This is a genomic window from Thermanaerovibrio acidaminovorans DSM 6589 (genome assembly GCF_000024905.1).
Classification (GTDB): Bacteria; Synergistota; Synergistia; order Synergistales; family Synergistaceae; genus Thermanaerovibrio; species Thermanaerovibrio acidaminovorans.
In genome coordinates, this window is the sequence record NC_013522.1 from 665964 (window position 1) to 686485 (window position 20522).

Below are 20522 nucleotides of genomic sequence, written 5' to 3' on the forward strand. Positions count from 1 at the left end.
AATATGGTGTATCATACCCTAGCAAGCCACAATATATAGTAGTTCTGGAGGGTGCCATGCTCTGTCCCCGTTGTTCCTTGAGCGAGACCCGGGTGATCGAGACCCGGACGTCTGAGGGAGGTAGGGTCGTAAGGCGCAGGCGGGAGTGTCCCTCCTGCGGATACCGGTTCACCACCTACGAGAAGGTGGAGGAGCGGGGGATCCTGTGGGTGGTCAAGAAGGACGGCAGGCGGGAGAGTTTCGACCGGCAGAAGTTGCTCCGGGGTCTCATGAGGGCCTGCGAGAAGTTGCCGGTTCCGCTGGATGTTCTGGAGGAGGCGGCCAGTCGGATAGAGGCCCTTCTCAGGGAGAGGGAGTCCGGTGAGGTACTTAGCCTTGAGGTGGGGGACCTGGCCATGGAGGAGCTCCGCAGGATAAACAAGGTGGCCTACGTTAGGTTCGCCTCCGTCTACCGGGAGTTCACCGATCTGTCCAACTTTGCCGCGGAGATAGCTCGGCTTATAGAGGAAAGGGAGGATAAGCATGATAACCACTGACGGAGTCATCGTTAACGATAGCGCCCTTGGGGGGCGTCAACAGCACCTCTTCGGTGCCGGGGAGTCCACCGACCTGGCCCTCATGGTGGATGCCCTGGGGCACGAGGAGCGTTACGAGTGGGACCCGGTCAGGATAAAGAACGCCCTCATCCTGGAGGCCCAGGTGGACCCGGAGGTGGCGGCCAGCATAGCCTCCGAGGTGGAGGACGACATAGTTCGCTACGGTAGGGACAGGGTCACCACCCGGCTCATAAGGGAGATGGTGAACGTAAAGCTGTTCCAGCGAGGGCTAGACGCCAAGCTGGCGGATCACAGCCAGGTTGGTCTGCCGGTCAGCGACCTGGAGACCATGTTGCTCAAGCCCAACAAGGAGAACAGCAACACCACCCATAACCCGGAGTCCATAAACCTCTCCATAGCCGAGCGGGTCCTCAAGGAGTACTCCCTGAGCAAGGTGTTCTCCCCCGACGTGGCCTCCGCCCACTTGAACGGGGACATCCACCTTCACGACCTAGGTATGGTCAACAGGCCCTACTGTTCGGGCCAGAGCATAGCCTACGTGGCCCGTTACGGGCTGAACATCCCCTCCATAACCAGCGTCTCCGCCCCGGCGAAGCACGCGGACGTGTTGCTGGCCCACGTGCTCAAGATGACCTCGGTGTTGCAGAACAACTTCGCCGGCGCCATCGGCTGGGACGCGGTGAACATGTTCTTCGCCCCCTACATGGTGGGGGCCACCGATAGACAGTACAAGCAGCTGGCCCAGCAGCTTATCTTCGAGTTCAACCAGCTGGCCGGGGGCCGGGGCGGGCAGGTGGCCTTCACGGACATAAACCTCTACTACGAGATCCCCAACCACTTCAGGGACGTGCCCGCCATAGGTCCCGGTGGGGAGTTCACCGGCAAGACCTACGGGGAGTACGATCAGGAGTCCAAGAAGTTCCTCAAGGCCCTCTTCGAGGTCTACCTGGAGGGGGACAGCCGGGGGCAGCCCTTCTTCTTCCCTAAGCCGCTCCTTCACATAACCGACTACTTCTTCAAGGAGCCCGGGTGGGAGGAGTTCCTGGAACTGGCCTGCCGGGTGGCCTCCGAGAAGGGGAACACCTACTTCGTCTTCGACCGGGGTGGGGTGGCCAAGCTGTCCGAGTGCTGCCGGCTCTCCTTCGAGCTCAGCGAGGAGGACCTGAGGGAGGCCCACCAGCCCTGGAAGATGCGCTACTGCGCCCTCCAGAACGTGACCATCAACCTGCCCCGGCTGGCTTACCGGGCCAAGGGGGACCAGGAGGTGCTGTTTGACCTGGTGGATCAGTACATGGAGCTATCCGCCAAGGCCCACATGCAGAAGAGGGCCTTCATCAAGGAGATACTCGACCTGGGCAAGCGGGGGCCCCTTAGCGCCCTCTGCGTGGATCACGACGGGGAGGCCTACCTCCGGTTCCACAAGGCCTCTCACCTGATAGGGATCCTGGGGGTCAACGAGATGGTCCAGGTGATGACCGGACATGAGCTCCACGAGGACAAGGGGGCGCTGGACCTGGCCCTGTCGGTGATCAAGTACATGGAGCTCAAGTGCGACCAGTTGAGCGAGCGCTACGGGGTGAAGATGGTGCTGGAGCAGACCCCGGCGGAGAGCACCGCCCATCGGTTCGCCAAGCTGGACCTGAAGACCTTCCCGGAGGAGGCCTCCCGGGTCATCAAGGGGGACTTCAGGACCAACGAGATCTACTACACCAACAGCACCCACCTGAACTATCACCTGGCGCTGGATCCGATCCAGCGGGTGGTGGAGGAGGGGATGTTCCATCCAATGATAAAGGCCGGTGCCCTGACCCACGTGTGGATGGGGGAGCACAAGCCTGATCCCCGCTCGTTGAGCTCCCTGGTGCAGAAGATATTCCACCACAGCGAGAACGCCCAGGTGGCCTTCAGCCCGGAGTTCACCGTTTGCAACTCCTGCAACCGGGTACACCGGGGGCTGTTCGAGAGCTGTCCCACCTGCGGGTCCGCCGACGTGGACGGGATAACCAGGATAACCGGTTACTTCACCAGGACCTCCAGCTGGAACGCGGGCAAGAGGGGGGAGCTCAGGGATCGCAGCCGGGTGGCGGTGTCCTGATGTGTCAGGTGATCGTGGGGGGGTACGTGCCCACCTCCCTACTGGACTGGCCTGGCATGGTCTGCGCCAGCCTGTTCACCGCGGGATGCAACCTCCGGTGCCCCTTCTGCCACAACCCGGAGCTGGTGCCGGTTCCGGTGGCGGGGGACGGCCCGGAGGCCTTCCTCCGGGTGGTGGAGGGGCGTAGGGCCTTCCTGGACGGGGTGTGCATAAGCGGGGGAGAGCCCTGCATGCACCGGGGCCTTGGGGAGCTGATGGCAAGGATAAGGTCCATGGGGCTCAAGGTTAAGCTGGACACCAACGGCACCTATCCGGAGGTGCTCCAGGACCTCCTATCCCGGGGTCTGGTGGACTTTGTGGCCCTGGACGTGAAGGCCCCCTGGGACCGGTACGGGGACCTGACCGGGGGCTTCGATGTGGCCTCCAAGGTTAGGACATCGATCGGGATCATAAGGTCCTGGGGGGGCGATTACGAGCTGAGGACTACCTGGGTTCCTAAGCTCCTGTCGCTGGAGGATATCAAGGCCATTCGGTTCATGCTGAAGGACGACGCCCACTGGGTGGTGCAGCTTTTCAGGCCCGGCAGGTGCCTGGATCCCTCCCTGGACCAGGAGGACCCGGCCAGCCCGGCGCCCCTGGAGGAAGAGCTTAGGGGTATCCGGGTAAGGGGCATCGGGGCATAGGTTTTAATTTTAGCTGATATAGCCGGGCTCGTTGCCAACAACAAGGGGTCGGAGCGGATTTAGGGTTTAATTTCTCAAAAATTCTCTCCGGCCCTTTGTTTTATTATACCCCATTGGTATAATTAGATCGTCGGTTTAGTCTTCAAAAGCGATAGGGGGTATGGGAATGAAGGGCTTCAAGGTAGTTGGTCTTGGGTTGTTGTTGGCCATGGTCTTCGCTGGGGGTGCCCTGGCGGCGGACACCATCCGGATAGGGGTGTACCTGCCGCTGACGGGTCAGAACGCCTTCGGTGGCCAGCTAGAGCTGGAGGGGGTCAAGATGGCCCACCGGGAGGCTGGCACGGTGTTGGGCAAGAAGGTGGAGCTGGTGGTGGTGGACAACAAGTCCGACAAGGTGGAGGCCGCCAATGCGGTTAAGCGCCTGGTGGAGAAGGAGAAGGTGGTGGCCATAATAGGCACCTACGGCTCCTCCCTGGCCATGGCGGGGGGCGAGATATCCGAGAAGGCCAAAATCCCCGCGGTGGGCACCTCCTGCACCAACCCGTTGGTGACCCAGGGCAAGAAGTACTACTTCCGTACATGCTTCATAGATCCCTATCAGGGTGCCGGGGCCGCCGCCTTCGCCATGAGGGACCTGAAGGCTAAGAACGCTGCCCTGCTCATCGACGTGGCCCAGGACTACAGCGTGGGGCTCGCCTCATTCTTCGAGAAGGCCTTCACCAAGGGGGGCGGCAAGATCGTGGCCAAGCTGAGCTACAACTCCGGTGACCAGGACTTCACCGCCCAGCTGACGGAGATCAAGAGCAAGAACCCGGACGTGCTCTTCATCCCCTCCTACTTCGCCGAGGGGGCCATCATAATGAAGCAGGCCCGGGACCTGGGGGCCAAGTTCCACATCCTGGGTGGGGACGCCATGGACAACCCGGACATAGTCAAGATCGGAGGTAAGGCGGTTGAGGGCTTCGCCTACACCACCTTCCCGTACGATCCCACCATGAAGAACATGAACCCGGTAGCCAAGAAGTTCACCGAGCGCTGGCGGAAGGAGTTCCCTGGCAAGGAGCCCAACGTGAACGCCGCCCTTGGGTACGACACCTACATGCTGATCATTGACGCCATAAAACGGGCGGGCAAGGCGGAGCCCGAGGCTATAAGGAACGCCTTGGCGTCCACCAAGGGCTTCTTGGGGGTCACCGGGGTGACCAACATAAACGCCACCGGGGACGCGGAGAAGCCGGTGGGCATAATGCAGATCAAGAACGGCAAGAGGATCTTCCTCACCACCGTGGAGCCCAAGCTGTAGGGGGAACTACAACTCGATGCGGGGGAAGGGGGATCCTCTTCCCCCGCGTTCCTTGGGGGAGGGTGTTGATAGTTGAGCCTGGATATGTTTATACAACATCTGTTTAACGCCCTGATGCTTGGGAGCCTCTACGGACTGGTGGCCATCGGTTACACCATGGTCTACGGGATACTGAGGCTTATAAACTTCGCCCACGGGGACGTTTTCATGCTGGGGGCCTATGGGGTCTTCTGGAGCTTCACCCTGTTCAACTTCCCGTGGTCCGCGGCTGTGGTGCTTTCGGTGGTGGCGGTGGCGGGCATAGGGATAATGGTGGATCGGATCGCCTACAGGCCCTTGAGGGACGCGCCCAGGATAAGTGCCCTAATAAGCGCCATAGGGGTCTCCTTCTTTATCGAGAACGTTTGCATCGTGGTCTTCTCCGGCATCCCCCGTCCGGTGCCCTCTCCCGAGTGGCTGGTGAGGGTGGTGGAGCTGGGGAACGTCCGGATCCTTCCGTTGGCAGTGGTGGTGCCTGTGGTGTCGTTGCTCCTGGTGGCCTTCCTCTTCTGGGTGGTCTACCGGACCAAGCCCGGGTTGGCCATGAGGGCCATATCCAAGGACATAGAGACCACCCGGCTTATGGGGGTGAAGGTGGACCACATAATAGCCATGACCTTCGGCCTGGGGTCCGCCCTGGCCGCCGCGGCGGGGATAATGTGGTCCCTCCGCTATCCCCAGATCCACCCGCTGATGGGCATCTTCCCGGGCTTCAAAGCCTTCATAGCGGCGGTCATAGGGGGCATCGGCTCTATCCACGGGGCCCTGGTGGGGGGCATGATGCTGGGGTTCATCGAGATAATGATCGTAGCCTTCATGCCCACCCTGTCGGGATATCGGGATGCCTTCGCCTTCGTTCTGCTTATACTGATTCTTCTTTTCAAACCCACCGGACTCATGGGTGAGAAGCTGGAGGATAAGGTATGATGGACAAGAAGAAGAGAGATCTGATCCTCAACGGCGCCTGTCTTGCCCTCCTGGGCCTCTTCCTTTGGTGGGCCGATGGCCACCTGGACGGCTACAAGATCCAGGTGCTGAACCTGATCGCTATCAACGCCATCCTGGCGGTGAGCCTCAACCTGATATACGGCTTCACCGGCATGTTCTCCCTGGGGCACGCGGGGTTCATGGCGGTGGGGGCCTATACCTGTGCGCTCCTGATCCTCCCCCCCATACAGAAGGAGATGATCTACATCCTGGATCCCCTCATCTGGCCCCTGTCGGTGATGCAGGCCCCATTCTTCGTGGCGGTCTTGGCGGGGGGGATAATGGCGGCCCTCTTCGGCCTGGTGATAGCCATGCCGGTGCTTCGGCTCGGGGGGGACTACCTTGGGATAGCCTCCCTCGGGTTCGCGGAGATAATAAGGGTGGTTTTCACCAACGCCAAGTCGGTCACCAACGGTGCCCTGGGCATAAAGGGGATTCCTCCTTATGCGAACCTGTGGTGGAACTGGGGATGGTTTCTCATCACCCTCTACGTGGTGGTAAGCCTCCTTAGGAGCAACTTCGGCAACTGCCTCAAGGCCATAAGGGATGACGAGGTTGCCTCCCGGGCCATGGGGATCGACACCTTCCGCTACCGGGTCACGTCCTTCACCATCGGGGCCTTCTTCGCCGGGGTTGGCGGGGCCCTCATGGGGAGCCTGATAACCACCATAGACCCCAAGATGTTCACCTTCCTGCTCACCTTCAACGTGTTGATGATAGTGGTGGCCGGTGGTCTTGGGTCCGTGACCGGCAGCGTGCTTGGTAGCGTGGTGATAACCATCCTGCTGGAGTGGCTCAGGTTCGTGGAGAACCCCATCGACCTGGGGCCCATTCACATCCCGGGCATCCCGGGCATGAGGATGGTGATCTTCTCCCTGGCGTTGCTGTTCATAATCCTCTTCCGTCGGGAGGGCATGATGGGCCAGCGGGAGTGGTCCTGGGACGCCCTCATTGGTCTTCTCACCAGAAGGGGGGCGTGATCCTTGGAGGAGCACATACTGAGGACCCAGGGGATAGTGATGCGCTTTGGGGGCCTCACGGCGGTTAACGGCTTCGAGATAGCGGTCAAGCGGGGCGGCATAGTGAGCCTCATAGGTCCCAACGGGGCGGGGAAGACCACCTGCTTCAACATAATGACCGGTTTCTACACCCCCACGGAGGGTCACGTGTTCTTCAACGGGGAGGACATAACCGGGCTCCCCCCCCACAAGGTTTGCGCCCGGGGGATGGCCAGGACCTTCCAGAACATAAGGCTCTTCTCGGGGGGCACCGTGCTGGAGAACGTTCTGGTGGGCTTCCGGGTGAGGCAACGGTCCCCCTGGTGGGCGGCTCCCCTGATGCTACCGTCGCACCTCCGGGAGGAGAGGGAGATAAGGGAGAGGGGGATGGAGCTCCTGGAGTCAGTGGGGCTTGGGAAGCTGGCCTTCGAGATGGCCACGTCGCTTCCCTACGGGGCTCAGCGGAGGCTGGAGATAGCCCGGGCCCTGGCCACCGGTCCCTCGTTCCTCCTGCTCGACGAGCCTGCGGCGGGCATGAACCCCCAGGAGTCCCTGGAGCTGATGGGTTTCATCAGGAACATCCGGGACAGGTTCGGCCTCACCATACTCCTCATCGAGCACGACATGAAGGTGGTCATGGGCATATCGGAGTACATATGGGTTCTGGACTATGGGACCATCATAGCCGAGGGCCTTCCGGAGGAGATAAGGTCCAACCCGAAGGTCATAGAGGCCTACCTTGGGGAGGAGGCGCTGGAGCATGCTTGAGGTGGAGGCCCTTCACGTCCACTACGGCGGGATCCACGCCCTCAAGGGCATATCCATGGAGGTGCCCAAGGGCAAGATCGTTACCCTCATAGGGGCCAACGGGGCGGGTAAGTCGAGCACCCTGAGGGCCATAGCGGGCCTGGTGAAGGACAAGAGGGGCAGGGTCCGTTGGAACGGGGGGGACGTGACCCAGATGACCCCCGAGTCCGTATTGAGGAGCGGCATCGCCCTTTGCCCCGAGGGGCGTAGGATCTTCCCGCATCTCACGGTGATGGAGAACCTGATGTTGGGGGCCTACATAAGGGATGACCAGGTGGGGGTGAAGGCCACGCTGGACTGGGTCTTCGAGCTGTTCCCCCGTCTTAAGGAGAGGACCTGGCAGAAGGGGGGCACCCTCTCCGGCGGGGAGCAACAGATGCTTGCCCTGGGGAGGGCCCTCATGAGCCAGCCGGACCTGGTCATGATGGATGAGCCCTCCCTGGGATTGGCCCCATTGTTGGTCAAGGAGGTCTTCGAGATAATCCAGGCGATCAACGTGGAGGGCAAGACGGTGCTGCTGGTGGAGCAGAACGCCTTCGCCGCCCTCAAGGTGGCGGACTACGCCTACGTGCTTGAGGTGGGCTCCCTGGTGTTGGATGGCCCGGGGAGTAAGCTCCTGGAGGATCCGCGGGTCAAGGAGGCCTACCTGGGAGGTTGACTTTCGTCGGTTCATCTAGGGGCCTTCGGGCCCCTTTTCTCTTTTTATGTGATATAAATTTCCTGAGGGCCCGAGCCCCTACAAAAAAATCGGAGGGATGTGCCGTGTCGTCTCTTAACCTTCCCAACCTGTTGAGCCTTTCTAGGGTTTTCCTGGCCCCGGTGGTGATGGTTATCCTCACCATGAGGACCCAGTTCGGTAGCTTCCTTGGGATGCCTTTGGGGGACCTGCTGGCCCTTCTGGTGTTCGTGGTGGCCTCCGTGACCGATGCGGCGGACGGCTACATAGCCAGGAAGCGGGGGATGGTGACCAACCTGGGCAAGTTCATCGACCCCCTGGCGGACAAGATCCTGGTGACCGCCGTGTTGGTGGCGCTGGTGGAGCTTCAGCGGCTTCCAGCCTGGATCGTGGTGGTGGTGGTCTCCAGGGAGTTCATAGTCACCGGTCTCAGGATGGTGGCTGCCGCTGAGGGGGTGGTCATAGCCGCCAGCAAGGGGGGCAAGGCCAAGACGGTGAGCCAGATCGTGGCCATATCGATGATGATACTGGACCTGCCGGGAGGCATATGGGTCATGTGGGTGGCCATGATCCTCACCGTGTGGTCCGGAATGGACTATCTCATAAAGGGCAAGGATTTCCTGAGCCGCTGACATTAACCCCTCTGGAGGTGTTCCCTTGAGCAGATTCTGTGGCGATCCGTTGGACGATAAGGTCTTGGCCTACGAGGGGGCCATGGTGGAGGCCCTGTGCGGGCTGGTGAGGCGTCCTGCCATATCCCCCGATGACGGCGGTCTAGGGGAGTATGACAAGGCGCTCTACATCGAGTCCCTGGTGTCCTCTCTGGGCCTGGGTCCCGTGGAGATGTACGGCTCGCCGGATCCTAGGGCCAAGGGGGGCGTGAGGCCCAACCTGGTGCTAAGGGTGCCGGGGAGCTACCGGGACCTTCCGCGGCTTTGGATCTTCACCCACATGGACGTGGTCCCCGAGGGGGACCGGGGCCTATGGGAGTCGGATCCCTTCGAGCCGGTGGTGAGGGACGGGATGGTGATCGGCCGGGGGGCCAACGACAACGGTCAGGAGCTGGTGGCGTCCCTCTTCGCCCTCAAGGCGGTGGTGGACCAGGGGGGACCCGGGCGGGAGGTGTGTCTCGCCTTCGTGGCGGACGAGGAGGTGGGTAGCGAGCACGGCATCGGCTTCCTCATGAGGGAGCATCGGGACCTGTTCTCCCCCTCCGACCTGGTCCTGGTGCCCGATGGTGGGAACGAGGCAGGGGACTTCATCGAGGTGGCGGAGAAGACCATCCTATGGGTCGAGTTCCAGGTGCTGGGCCGTCAGGTCCACGCCAGCCGCCCCGATCAGGGGATCAACGCCTGCCGGGTGGCCAACGAGCTGTCGGTGAACCTGGACAGGGCCTTGAGGAGCGCGTTTCCCGAGTCGGACCCCCTCTTCGAGCCCGCGATATCCACCTTCGAGCCCACCAGGCGACTTCAGAACGTGGCCAACGTGAACACCGTGCCGGGGAGGGAGGTCTTCGCCCTGGACTGTCGGGTGCTGCCCCACGTGCCGGTGTCTGAGGTGGAGAAGGTGATCGCCGCCGAGGTCCGTAAGGTGGAGGACGCCTACGGGGCCAAGGTCTCCCACCGGTTCCTCCAGAAGGGGGATCCCACGCCGGTGACCGATCCCGCCTCCCCGGTGGTGGAGCTTTTGACCCGGTCGGTTCAGTCGGTCCTGGGGGTAAGCCCCCGGGTGGGGGGCATAGGGGGCGGCACCTGCGCCGCCTTCTTCAGGGCCAACGGCATCCCTGCGGCGGTCTGGGCCCAGGAGACCGACACGGCCCACATGCCCGGCGAGTACGCCCTGGTGGAGCACATGCTGAACGAGGCCAGGGTCTTCGCCCGGATGTTTGCTTAAATCAAGTTCGGTTCCGCTGTCTGCCCCGGGTTATGGCTCCCCGGGGCTTTTTTAGTGACCTCCGTTCCACTGGGGAGGGGATCCGGTCCGCGGGTTTTGAAGCTTAAGGGTTGATTTTTGCAAATTTAAGTGCTAGGCTTATGAAAGCCAGAGCCGAGGAAGGCATCGAGTCAAGCCCAGATGAGCCGAAGACCAGTCAAGGGAGGAACTTGTTGTGGTCAGACGCATTCAGCCGGAGCCTTTTCGCATCAAGATGGTGGAGCCCGTGTCCATACCGGACAAGGCTCAGCGGGAGGAGGCGCTGAAGAGGGGGCATTTCAACCTTTTCGGCTTGAGGTCCGAGGACGTCTACATAGACCTTCTCACCGACTCCGGAACCGGGGCCATGAGCAAGCAGCAGTGGGCGGCGCTCATGAGGGGTGACGAGGCCTACGCGGGGGCCACGAGTTTCTACGCCCTCAAGGAGGCGGTCAAGGACATCCTGGGCTTTGACTACGTGATCCCCTGCCATCAGGGCCGGGCGGCGGAGAACGTCACCTTCGGTGCCCTCGTGAAGCCCGGTGACAGGATCCCCTTCAACATGCCCTTCGACACCACCAGGGCACACATCTTCAACGTTGGGGCCGAACCGGTGGACTGCGTGATAGACGAGGCCTATGATCCCGCCAAGTACCATCCCTTCAAGGGCAACGTGGACATTGCCAAGCTGGAGAAGGCCATACAGACCTACGGGGTGGAGCGGATCCCCCTGATCATGGTGACCATCACCAATAACTCCGGCGGCGGTCAGCCGGTGAGCCTTGCGAACCTTCGGGAGGTCCGCAAGGTGGCGGACAAGTACGGCATACCCCTCTTCCTGGATGCGGCCCGGATGGCGGAGAACGCCTACTTCATAAAGACCCGGGAGGAGGCCTGCAAGGACATGTCGGTGGCGGAGATCCTCAAGGCCTGCATGGACTGTGCGGACGCCATAACCGTCTCTGCCAAGAAGGATCCCCTGGTGAACATAGGCGGCCTGGTGTGCACCAGGACCGAGGACCTCTACTACAAGATCCTGCCCCGGGTGATCCTCTTCGAGGGCTTCGCCACCTACGGTGGTCTTGCGGGCCGGGACCTGGAGTGCCTGGCCCAGGGGCTCCGGGAGATGGTCCAGGAGGACTACCTGTCCCACCGGATAGCCCAGGTGGCCTACCTGGGTGACCTGTTGGATGAGGCGGGTGTTCCCTTCGTGAAGCCCACCGGTGGTCACGCCATCTTCATCGACGCCGCCGCGTTCCTCCCCCACATCCCCCAGAAGTACTATCCCGCCGACGTGCTGGGTGTGGAGGTCTATCGGGAGGGGGCGGTCCGGGGCATAGGCCTTGGGGCCCTGGCCTTCGCCACCGAGGACGAGGCCACCGGGGAGATCGTCTACCCCAAGCTGGAGCTCTTCCGTCTTGCCATCAACCGCAGGACCTACACCAACAGCCACATGGAGTACGTGGCGGAGACCATAATCAACGTCTACAAGAGGCGGGACAGCATCCGCTATGGCCTCAAGGTGGACTTCGCCCCGGCGGCCAAGGGGCTACACCACTTCCTTGCCCACCTGAGCCCCGTCAGCCTCTAAATCGATAGTTAGACCCTTTACGCGCCGCGAACGACCCGGGGGCCGGCCCAGTGCCGGCCCCTTTCATGTAATCCGGGCCCGTTACGTGTTATCCTTTGGTGGCCTAGGAGGGGTGAGAATGAGGATAAAGGTTGCAGATAATCTGGCCATAGGTGACGGGGAGCGCTGTTTCGTGATAGCCGAGGTGGGGGCCAATCACAACCGGTCCATGTCATTGGCGAAGGAGCTGGTGGACGCGGCGGTGGAGGCCAAGGCGGACGCGGTCAAGTTTCAGATATACACCGCCGAGGGGCTCTACTCCCGCAGGACCCCCATGCACTCCGGCTACTCCAAGGACCTGTTCAGCCTGATCAAGGAGATAGAGACCCCCAGGGATTGGCTGCCGGAGCTGTCCGAGTACTGTGCCAGCCGGGGGATAGTTTTCTTCGCCACCCCCTTCGACTTCGCCGCGGTGGACGAGTTGGATCCCCTGAGCCCCCTTTTCAAGATAGCCTCCTTTGAGCTGGTGGACCTTCCGCTCATAAGCTACTGTGCCTCCAAGGGGAAGCCCATGATAATCTCCACTGGCCTTGCCACCCTGGGGGAGATAGAGGACGCGTACGGTGCCGCCCTTGAGGCGGGGAACCCCAACGTGGCCTTTCTGCAGTGTGCCTCCACCTACCCGGCGCCCCCTTCCATCATGAACCTTCGGAGCATGGAGACCATCCACAGGGCCTTCGGCACCCCGGTGGGTCTTTCGGATCACACCACCGGGATCCATATCAGCGTAGCGGCGGTGGCCATGGGGGCCAAGATAATAGAGAAGCACTTCACTTTGGATCGGACCATGGAGGGTCCAGACCATCCCTTTGCCATCGAGCCCCGGGAGCTCTGTGAGATGGTGAGGCAGATAAGGGACGTGGAGGCCGCCCTGGGGGACGGGAGGAAGCTGGGGCCCAGGCCGGAGGAGATGGAGTTCTATCAGAAGGCCCGGCGCAGCGTGCATGCGGCGGTGGACATCCCCGCCGGGACGGTGATAACCCGGGAGATGCTGACCGTGAAGCGTCCCGGGTACGGCATAAGGCCCAAGTTCGTGCCTTTGATAGTGGGCCGTGCCGCCAAGTGCCACATCGAGGCGGACCAGTGGATAACCTGGGAGATGATATAGATTTGATAGACTACCGAGATATCCTGAGCGAACCCCGAGAGGTCCAGTTTCTGGTCCTACGCTGGCGGAACAGCGATCACGTTAGGCATCAAATGCTGAACAGCTCCATCATAACCGAGGAGGAGCACGCCCGATGGCTTGATTCCTTGTCAGGGGAGCCCAAGCGTCAGGTGGTGAGGGTGGCCCACCTGGATGGGGTGCCGTTCGGGGTGGTCACGTTGAAGGACCTGGATCGGGAATCCCTGCGTTGCGATTGGGGCATGTACATAGGCGAGAGGGAATACCTTGGGAGGGGCCTGGCTAAGAGGATGTTGTTCCACCTGATGGATTGGGCCTTTGATGAAGAGGGTTTGGAGCGGATGTACACTTCTGTGGTTGGATCCAACGTGGGGGCCATCTCCATGTACCTGAAGTTCGGTTTCAAGGTGGAGGGCCGGTTCGAGAGGCACATCAGGTCTCCCCAGGGATCGTGGGAGGACCTCTACTGGATGGCCACCTTCCGGGAGGATTGGTTCGGAAGGCGGGCTCGGATGGCTGAGATGCTGGATGGCCTGTCCGGCTGACGGGTCTTTGGGTTGAGGGCATGCTTCTCATAGTCACCCATGGTGGGCCGGGGATAGGGGGAGGCCACGCCTCCCGGTGCCTGGCCCTGGCGGAGGCATTTAGCTCCCTGGGGTTCCCGGTGGTCCTGGCGGCGAACCGGTGGGCGGTGGAGTTCTTCCAGTCCAACTGGGACTCCAACCAGCCCCTCCAGGTGCTGGAGTTGCGGGACCCGCTGGACGCGGCGGTGGGGGATCTGGTCCCCCGCATGTGGGACCTAAGGCCCACGCTGACCGTGGCGGACAGCTACCTCCTGGGTTGCCGGGAGCTTGATGCCTTGAGGGGCTTGGGCAGGCTGTTCGTCATAGATGATCTGAGGACCTTACCGGTGGATCTGCATGCCCATGGGGTGCTGAACTACAGCCTCACTGCCCATGAACTGGGCTACGTCCGGGGCAGGCTCCTGCTGGGGCCCCGCTACGCCCTGTTGCGAAGGATATTTTGGCGTCTGGAGCCCCGAGGGGGGGAGCGGATCTTGGTGATCCCCGGCGCATCGGACCCCCTTGGGGTCAACCTGGAGCTCCTCCGCTGGGACCTGCCCTTCCCACTGGATCTGGTGGTGGGCCCCATGGTGCCCCGGGATCTGGTGGAGGAGCTGACCGCCCTCTCGAAGGGGGCTCGGAACGTGCGGGTGCTGGTCTCTCCCCCGGACCTGCCGGATCGGATGGCCTCGTGCGGGACGGTGCTTTGCACCTCCAGCGTCACCGCCTACGAGGCTCTGGCGCTGGGCAAGCGGATCGTCACTTTCCAGGTGGCGGACAATCAGGCCTCCAACGGTAGGGCCATAGGGGAGATGGGGCTTGGGATAGATCTGGGGCCTTGGGGCTCCTGGGGCAGGGGGGAGCTGATCTGGGCTGTTGAGAGGGCCTTCCCGCCCCCGCCAGGGGCGGTGGATCCCAGGGGGGCGCTCAACGCGGCGGAGGAGATGGCCCGTTGGGCTGTGGAGGGCTAGTTTGGGGATATAATCTACGGGTTGATCGGATCTAACCGGGCCTATGGGCTCGTTAAAGCATGAAAGGTGGTATTGGCTGGATGATCAAGGGGATCATCAAGATGCTGGGCCTGGATCCCAACGACAGGGCCCTGTCCAGGTACAGGAAGATGGTGGATCAGGTGAACCAGCTGGAGGACCGGGTGTCCGCCCTGTCGGATCTGGAGCTGGAGGGGACCGCGGTTGAGTTCCGGGGCCGTCTGGAGGCGGGGGAGGGCCTGGATGCTCTGTTGCCTGAGATGTTCGCTCGGGTGCGGGAGGTTTCCAGGCGTCGCCTGGGGCTCCGCCACTTCGACGTGCAGCTCATGGGGGGCATGGCCCTTCACGAGGGCAAGATAGCGGAGATGAAGACCGGGGAGGGCAAGACGCTGGTGGCCACCCTGGCGGTGGCGCTCAACGCCCTGGAGGGCAAGGGGGTTCACGTGGTAACCGTGAACGACTACCTGGCCAAGCGGGACGCGGAGTGGATGGGGCCGGTCTACCGGGGGTTGGGGCTCACAGTGGCGGTGATCGAGCCCTTCATGTCCCAGGAGGACCGGTACGCCGCCTACCGGGCGGACATAACCTACGGCACCAACAGCGAGTTCGGCTTCGACTACCTGAGGGACAACATGGCCCTGTCCAAGCGGGAGCAGGTCCAGCGGGGTCACTGGTACTGTCTGGTGGATGAGGTGGACTCGATCCTCATCGACGAGGCCAGGACGCCCCTAATTATATCCGGCCCGTCGGAGGATTCGGTGGAGCCCTACCGGGTGGCGGACTCCTGTGCCCGATCCCTGAGGAAGGGCGAGGACTTCGAGGTGGACGAGAAGGAGCGCAACGTGGCCCTCACCGAGAGGGGCATAGCCCGTTGCGAGGAGATCCTCAAGGTCCCCAACCTGTTCAGCGACTACGGCATGTCCGAGCTGGCCCACAAGGTTATCCAGGCCCTCAAGGCCCACCACCTCTTCCAGCGGGACGTGCACTACGTGGTGAAGGACGGGGAGATCGTTATCGTTGACGAGTTCACCGGCAGGCTCATGTTCGGCCGGCGCTACTCCGACGGGCTTCACCAGGCCATCGAGGCCAAGGAGAGGGTCCGGATAGGCCGGGAGAGCCAGACCCTGGCCACCATAACCCTCCAGAACTACTTCAGGATGTACAAGAAGCTCTCGGGCATGACCGGAACCGCCGCCACCGAGGCGGAGGAGTTCAAGGAGATATACGGAATGGACGTGGTGGTGATCCCCACCCACCGTCCCATGATAAGGGTGGATCACCCGGACGTGATCTTCAGGACCCAGCGGGAGAAGTACAACGCGGTGGCGGACCTGGTGGAGGAGCGTCACCGGTCCGGTCAGCCGGTTCTGGTTGGCACCGCTTCCATAGAGAACTCCGAGCGGGTGAGCAAGCTCCTCAAGGCCCGGAAGATCCCCCACCACGTGCTGAACGCCAAGTTCCACGACAAGGAGGCCGCCATAGTTGCCCAGGCGGGCCGCTTCGGTGCCGTCACGGTGGCGACCAACATGGCTGGGCGAGGCACCGACATCCTCCTGGGGGGCAATCCGTCGTTCCTGGCCAAGGAGGATGCGGCCTCCAAGGGGATAGACCCCATCGGGTCTCCGGAGGAGTACCGGGAGATCCTGGAGCGCTACCGGAAGCTGTGCGAGGAGGAGCGGAAGAAGGTGGTGGCCGCCGGTGGGCTCTGCATCTTGGGGACCGAGCGACACGAGTCAAGGCGGATCGATAACCAGCTCAGGGGGCGGGCGGGCCGCCAGGGGGACCCGGGGGAGAGCCGGTTCTTCATCTCCCTGGAGGACGACCTGCTCCGCCTGTTCGGCTCCGACCGGATCCAGGGCTTCATGGCCAAGATGGGGATGGAGGAGGGGGAGTCGGTGGAGCACTCCCTGCTCACCAAGGCCATAGAGAACGCCCAGCGGAAGGTTGAGCAGATGCACTTCGACATCCGGAAGCAACTGCTGGCCTACGACAACGTGATGAACCAGCAGCGGGAGGCGGTCTATAAGGAGAGGCAGGAGATCCTCTGGGCGGATAACCTGATCGATCGGGCTTGGTCCATCCTGGAGGACACGGTGTCCGCCATACTGGACTCCCACTCCCAAGGGGGGGAGGACGGTGGTTTCGACCTGAAGGGCTGCTCCCTGCGGCTTAGGTCCGTCTTGGGTCCCGGCTTCGACGCCCCCCTTGGGGAGGACAAGGACCTGGAACAGGTCAGGGGGGAGATCCTGGATCTGGTCCGAAGGGCCTTCGAGACTAAGGTGTCGGAGCTGGGGGAGCAGAACGCCAGCGAGCTCTTCCGCTTCCTGCTGCTCAACGTTCTCGACTCCCACTGGAAGGAGCACCTTCTGGCCATGGACGAGCTGCGCCGGGGGATAGGCCTCCGGGCGATAGGTCAGAAGGACCCCCTCCTGGAGTACCAGTTCGAGTCCTTCAACCTGTTCAAGGAGATGCTGGACAAGGTCCGGGAGGGGTTCTGCGAGCTGGCGCTCCGGGTCAGGATCGTGGAGGAGCGCCGCCCCGCCAGGGTCCAGGAGGGCAGGGGGCCCATGCTTCTGGGGTCCTCGCCTGGAGACGGGGCGGAGGAGGGGCATAAGCCGTTCCATCGGGGGCCCAAAGTGGGTAGGAACGATCCCTGCCCCTGCGGGAGTGGCAGGAAGTACAAACACTGCTGTGGCAGGGGGGAGTAGGATTGAGGCTCCGTGGATGGCTGGTTCCTTTGGCGGCTTGGCTTTTCCTGGTCCTGTCAACCGGGGCCCACGCCTTTGACTTGGCTCCTGAGGGGGTGAGGGCCCTCAAGGAGAAGGTGCCGTCCCTGGCGGCCTTCTCTTCCGATGGTCTGGTGTGGAGGCTGGAGCGCCGTTACCGGATGCTCTCCGATGGCTCCACCGAGGCGTCCTGCACCCTGGTGGCCCAGATTGGGGAGCGGATCCCCGGCGCCCTTCGGAGGCTCTTCGTCCCCGTCCCCGATGGGGGCAGCGCCCAGGCGGGCCTTCGCTACTACGATCCCATGACCTGGCGGGAGGTGGGGTCGGTGAGTCCCAAGGAGACCCAGCTGGAGGGGGTGCGGGGGCTCGAGATGAGCCTGCCTCAGGACGCGGCGGGCCGGGTGGTTCTGATCACCCTGGTTCAGCGGGTGCCCTCCAGGGCCAGCCTCTCGGGCTTCGTGTCCTTCGGCATGGAGCTACCGGTGTGGGAGGAGGTCCTATCGGTGGAGATCCCCTCCGGCAGGGGGCTCAACTTCAAGCAACAGGGCGTCCAGGAGCCGGTGGTGGGCTCCCTGAGCGGGGTTGAAGCCTACGTTTGGATCAACCGCAACCAGCCCCCCATGTCGGATTCGGGGCTGGTGGATCGGCAGAGGCCCTGGGTCTCCTTCAGCACCTCCCGGGGGCCCGAGGCCGCCTCCCTCAGGCTTCGGGAGATGGATTCCGTCCGCACCGATCGCCTGTCCGGTCTTCCCAAGGACCCCAAGGGGAAGCTGGAGGCCCTGGAGTCCAGGTGGTCCTCCTCCCTCAAGGGGGTGCGGGTCATGTCCCTGGTGGGAGGGTCGGATCCGGTGGGCTCCCGCCTGACATTGGCGCTTCGGGACGCCCTTGAGGCGGAGGGGCATCACGTGGAGACCTGGTGGGCCCCGAAGAGCGGCTTCGCACCCGGGGATCCCGTGTCCGACGGGATGTGGCTCACCCCGGTGCTCAGGTCCCAGCGGCTCTTCGGCGGATCCCCCTTCTACGTGGGGCAGGGGGTCCCGCCGGGGGAAGTGCCCATGGGCCTCTTGGGCCGCACCCTCTATAGGTCCCTTCCCTCCGGGGAGATCGGGTCCATGGGGGTGCCCATGCCGCCGGCGGAGAACAGCCGGGTCAGCTCGTACATAAGGGGCAGCGTTTCCCCTGACGGACGCTTCGAGGGCACCATGGAGGTGCTGATCTCCGGGGCCTGGATCGGCCTTGTGGATCTGGAGGATCCATTGGGGTGGCTGAACACCGGAGGGAGTTTCATCTTCGATGGGGTAAGGGTGCGCAGGTCCCAGCGAGGGCTGGTGCTGGAGTCCCCCATGGCGGGCCAGCTGGACGTGGGGGCCAATGGGATGCTCCTCAAGATCCCGTCGGTGTATCCCCGGATGTTGGAGGATCTGGTGTCCCGCGGGGAGGTCCTTAAGCCCCGGTTCCCTTTCCTCCTGGAGCAGCGGGTGGACCTGGGGGTTCCCAAGGGCACCTCGCCGGTGGTGGAGCCGGTGCTCAAGAACTCCCGTTGGTTGCGCCAGCGGATCTCCTCCTCGTCCGTGAGGGGGAGGATAAGCTTCTCCGCCGCCCTGACGGTGAGGGACGCCGCCGGCGGGCGATCGGACGTCTCGTCGGAAGACTTTTTCTTTTTCATCCGGGGCCTGGGGGACGGTATCCTGGTGAGATAAGGTGTTATACAATATCCCAGAGCGATTTGGGCTTCTCTTAAGGGGGGTTTATGGTGGAGGAGATAAAGCTTTCTTTGGAGGACAAGATCCGGGGCATAGTGACCCAGATGGCCCAGGAGAGGGGTGTTGAGATCCCCGGTAGAGCCAAGATATACCTGGAGCGTCCCAAGCGGGAGGGACAGGGTGACTGGGCGTGCAGTGCCGCCATGCAGCTTTGCAAGTCCTTTGGGGTGAACCCCCGGGAGCTGGCGGATGAGATATCCGCCAAGATAGCGGAGGATCCCTCGGTTGAGACGGTTGAGGTGGCGGGCCCGGGCTTCATCAACATAACCCTCTCGAAGGGCTGGGTTGGGGACCTGATCCGCCGGGTCATATCCGCCGGGGCCGATTATGGCCGGGTGAACGACGGGGGCGGCAAGAAGGTGCAGGTGGAGTTCGTGAGCGCCAACCCTACGGGTCCTCTTCACATGGGGCATGGCCGGGGCGCGGCGGTGGGGGACATAACCGCCTCCATCCTCTCCTATGCGGGTTGGAACGTGGAGAGGGAGTACTACATAAACGACGCGGGGCTCCAGATGGAGATGTTGGGCCGTTCCGCCCGGAGCCGCTATTTCGAGCTTATCGGCCGGGGCGACGAGGCTCCGTTCCCGGAGGAGGGTTACCACGGAGACTACATGTACGACATAGCCCGGGAGATCCTGGATGAGAAGGGCCCATCCCTGGCGGACCTGCCGGAGGAGGAGGCAGTACCCCTCTTCACCGACCTGGCCTACGAGAGGACCCTCAAGTGGATAAAGCGGGATCTGGAGGACTTCGGGCTCAAGTTCGACGTCTGGTTTTCCGAGCGGAGCCTGTACGTGGGTGACCAGGTGGAGAGGACCATAGAGGCCCTTAAGGCCCGGGGCTACGCCTACGAGGCGGAGGGGGCCATATGGTTCAAGTCCACCGCCTTCGGGGACGAGAAGGATCGGGTCCTCATAAGGTCCAACGGGGCTCCCACCTACTTCATGTCCGATGTGGTGTATCACAAGAACAAGTACGACCGGGGCTTCGATCTGGTCATAGACGTGTGGGGGGCGGATCATCACGGGTACATCCCCAGGATGAAGTCCGCGGTGGCCGCCATGGGGCGGGATCCGGAGGATCTTCAGGTCCTGTTGATCCAGTTCGTGACGTTGTTGAGGAACGGGGAGCCGGTTTCCATGTCCAAGCGGGCGGGGGCCTTCGTAACCCTTCGGGACGTGATGGACGAGGTGGGGGTGGATGCCACCCGGTTCTTCTTCGTCATGAGGCGCTGTGACAGCCATCTGGACTTCGACCTGGAGCTGGCCAAGCGGGCCTCCTCGGACAACCCGGTCTACTACGTGCAGTACGCCCACGCCAGGATGTGCAGCATTGAGAGGGAGAGTGACGCCCGGGGGCTCGAGCGGCCCAGTATGGACGATCTGGATCCGTCGCTTCTCTCCCTTCCGGAGGAGCTGAGGCTGGCCACGGTGATAGCCAAGTTCCCGGAGGAGATCCGAAAGGCCGCCAGGGACATGGCTCCCCACCGGATAGCCTACTATGCCCAGGAGCTTTCCGAGGCCTTCCACTCCTTTTACAACGTTGCCAGGATAATAGGGGAGGAGGAGCCGGTGAGGCGGAACCGGATGTTGCTCATGGAGGCTGCCCGGATTGCATTGAGGAACGCGTTGGGCATACTGGGCGTGAGCGCTCCGGAGAGGATGTAGCT

Annotated in this window: 17 protein-coding genes; all 17 read left to right on the forward strand. The window is 62.7% G+C overall.

Annotated features, from left to right (window positions below; translation table 11 throughout):
- The first annotated feature begins 56 nt into the window (after window positions 1-56).
- The 17 genes from nrdR to argS all read left to right on the forward strand — a co-directional run bounded on the left by nrdR (window position 57) and on the right by argS (window position 20520).
- Window positions 57-536 (forward strand): transcriptional regulator NrdR, encoded by a 480-nt coding sequence (gene nrdR, locus TACI_RS03175; RefSeq protein ID WP_012869384.1) that lies wholly within the window; start codon window positions 57-59, stop codon window positions 534-536.
- Complete coding sequence (nrdD, locus tag TACI_RS03180) at window positions 523-2652, forward strand: anaerobic ribonucleoside-triphosphate reductase (RefSeq protein WP_012869385.1); 2130 nt, start codon at window positions 523-525, stop codon at window positions 2650-2652. The genes nrdR and nrdD overlap by 14 nt, the downstream gene beginning before the upstream one ends.
- Window positions 2652-3335, forward strand: a complete 684-nt coding sequence (locus tag TACI_RS03185; RefSeq protein WP_012869386.1) for an anaerobic ribonucleoside-triphosphate reductase activating protein — start codon at window positions 2652-2654, stop codon at window positions 3333-3335. Before nrdD ends, TACI_RS03185 begins: the two co-directional genes overlap by 1 nt.
- 166 nt (window positions 3336-3501) lie before the next feature.
- Complete coding sequence (locus TACI_RS03190; RefSeq protein ID WP_012869387.1) at window positions 3502-4638, forward strand: ABC transporter substrate-binding protein; 1137 nt, start codon at window positions 3502-3504, stop codon at window positions 4636-4638.
- Window positions 4639-4710: 72 nt separating this feature from the next.
- Window positions 4711-5604, forward strand: coding sequence for a branched-chain amino acid ABC transporter permease (locus TACI_RS03195; protein WP_012869388.1), 894 nt, complete (start codon window positions 4711-4713; stop codon window positions 5602-5604).
- A complete protein-coding gene (locus tag TACI_RS03200) occupies window positions 5601-6644 on the forward strand; it encodes a branched-chain amino acid ABC transporter permease (protein ID WP_012869389.1) in 1044 nt (347 codons plus the stop codon). Before TACI_RS03195 ends, TACI_RS03200 begins: the two co-directional genes overlap by 4 nt.
- Before the next feature lie 39 nt (window positions 6645-6683).
- Window positions 6684-7430 carry an ABC transporter ATP-binding protein gene (locus TACI_RS03205; RefSeq protein ID WP_164925352.1) on the forward strand — a complete coding sequence of 249 codons (747 nt, stop codon included), beginning with the start codon at window positions 6684-6686 and terminating at the stop codon, window positions 7428-7430.
- On the forward strand, window positions 7423-8127 hold the full coding sequence (locus TACI_RS03210) for an ABC transporter ATP-binding protein (RefSeq protein ID WP_012869391.1): 705 nt from the start codon (window positions 7423-7425) through the stop codon (window positions 8125-8127). The genes TACI_RS03205 and TACI_RS03210 overlap by 8 nt, the downstream gene beginning before the upstream one ends.
- Window positions 8128-8231: 104 nt before the next feature.
- The gene (pgsA, locus tag TACI_RS03215; protein WP_012869392.1) at window positions 8232-8777 is read left to right on the forward strand and encodes a CDP-diacylglycerol--glycerol-3-phosphate 3-phosphatidyltransferase; all 546 of its coding nucleotides are present in this window, start codon (window positions 8232-8234) and stop codon (window positions 8775-8777) included.
- Between the two features lie 25 nt (window positions 8778-8802).
- Window positions 8803-10038: a M20 family metallo-hydrolase gene (locus tag TACI_RS03220; RefSeq protein WP_012869393.1), complete on the forward strand. Its 1236-nt coding sequence runs from the start codon at window positions 8803-8805 to the stop codon at window positions 10036-10038.
- 214 nt (window positions 10039-10252) lie between these two features.
- Window positions 10253-11647 carry a tryptophanase gene (locus TACI_RS03225; protein WP_012869394.1) on the forward strand — a complete coding sequence of 465 codons (1395 nt, stop codon included), beginning with the start codon at window positions 10253-10255 and terminating at the stop codon, window positions 11645-11647.
- 118 nt (window positions 11648-11765) lie between these two features.
- On the forward strand, window positions 11766-12794 hold the full coding sequence (locus TACI_RS03230; protein ID WP_012869395.1) for an N-acetylneuraminate synthase family protein: 1029 nt from the start codon (window positions 11766-11768) through the stop codon (window positions 12792-12794).
- Window positions 12795-12796: 2 nt separating this feature from the next.
- On the forward strand, window positions 12797-13357 hold the full coding sequence (gene pseH, locus TACI_RS03235) for a UDP-4-amino-4,6-dideoxy-N-acetyl-beta-L-altrosamine N-acetyltransferase (RefSeq protein ID WP_164925126.1): 561 nt from the start codon (window positions 12797-12799) through the stop codon (window positions 13355-13357).
- A gap of 20 nt (window positions 13358-13377) precedes the next feature.
- Entirely contained in the window at window positions 13378-14346 is a 969-nt protein-coding gene (locus tag TACI_RS03240) for a spore coat polysaccharide biosynthesis protein (RefSeq protein ID WP_012869397.1), read from the forward strand.
- A gap of 80 nt (window positions 14347-14426) precedes the next feature.
- A complete protein-coding gene (secA, locus tag TACI_RS03245; RefSeq protein WP_012869398.1) occupies window positions 14427-17072 on the forward strand; it encodes a preprotein translocase subunit SecA in 2646 nt (881 codons plus the stop codon).
- A 2-nt stretch (window positions 17073-17074) separates the two neighbouring features.
- Complete coding sequence (locus TACI_RS03250; RefSeq protein WP_012869399.1) at window positions 17075-18790, forward strand: hypothetical protein; 1716 nt, start codon at window positions 17075-17077, stop codon at window positions 18788-18790.
- A 50-nt stretch (window positions 18791-18840) separates the two neighbouring features.
- Window positions 18841-20520, forward strand: coding sequence for an arginine--tRNA ligase (gene argS / locus TACI_RS03255; protein WP_012869400.1), 1680 nt, complete (start codon window positions 18841-18843; stop codon window positions 20518-20520).
- Window positions 20521-20522 lie beyond the last annotated feature (2 nt).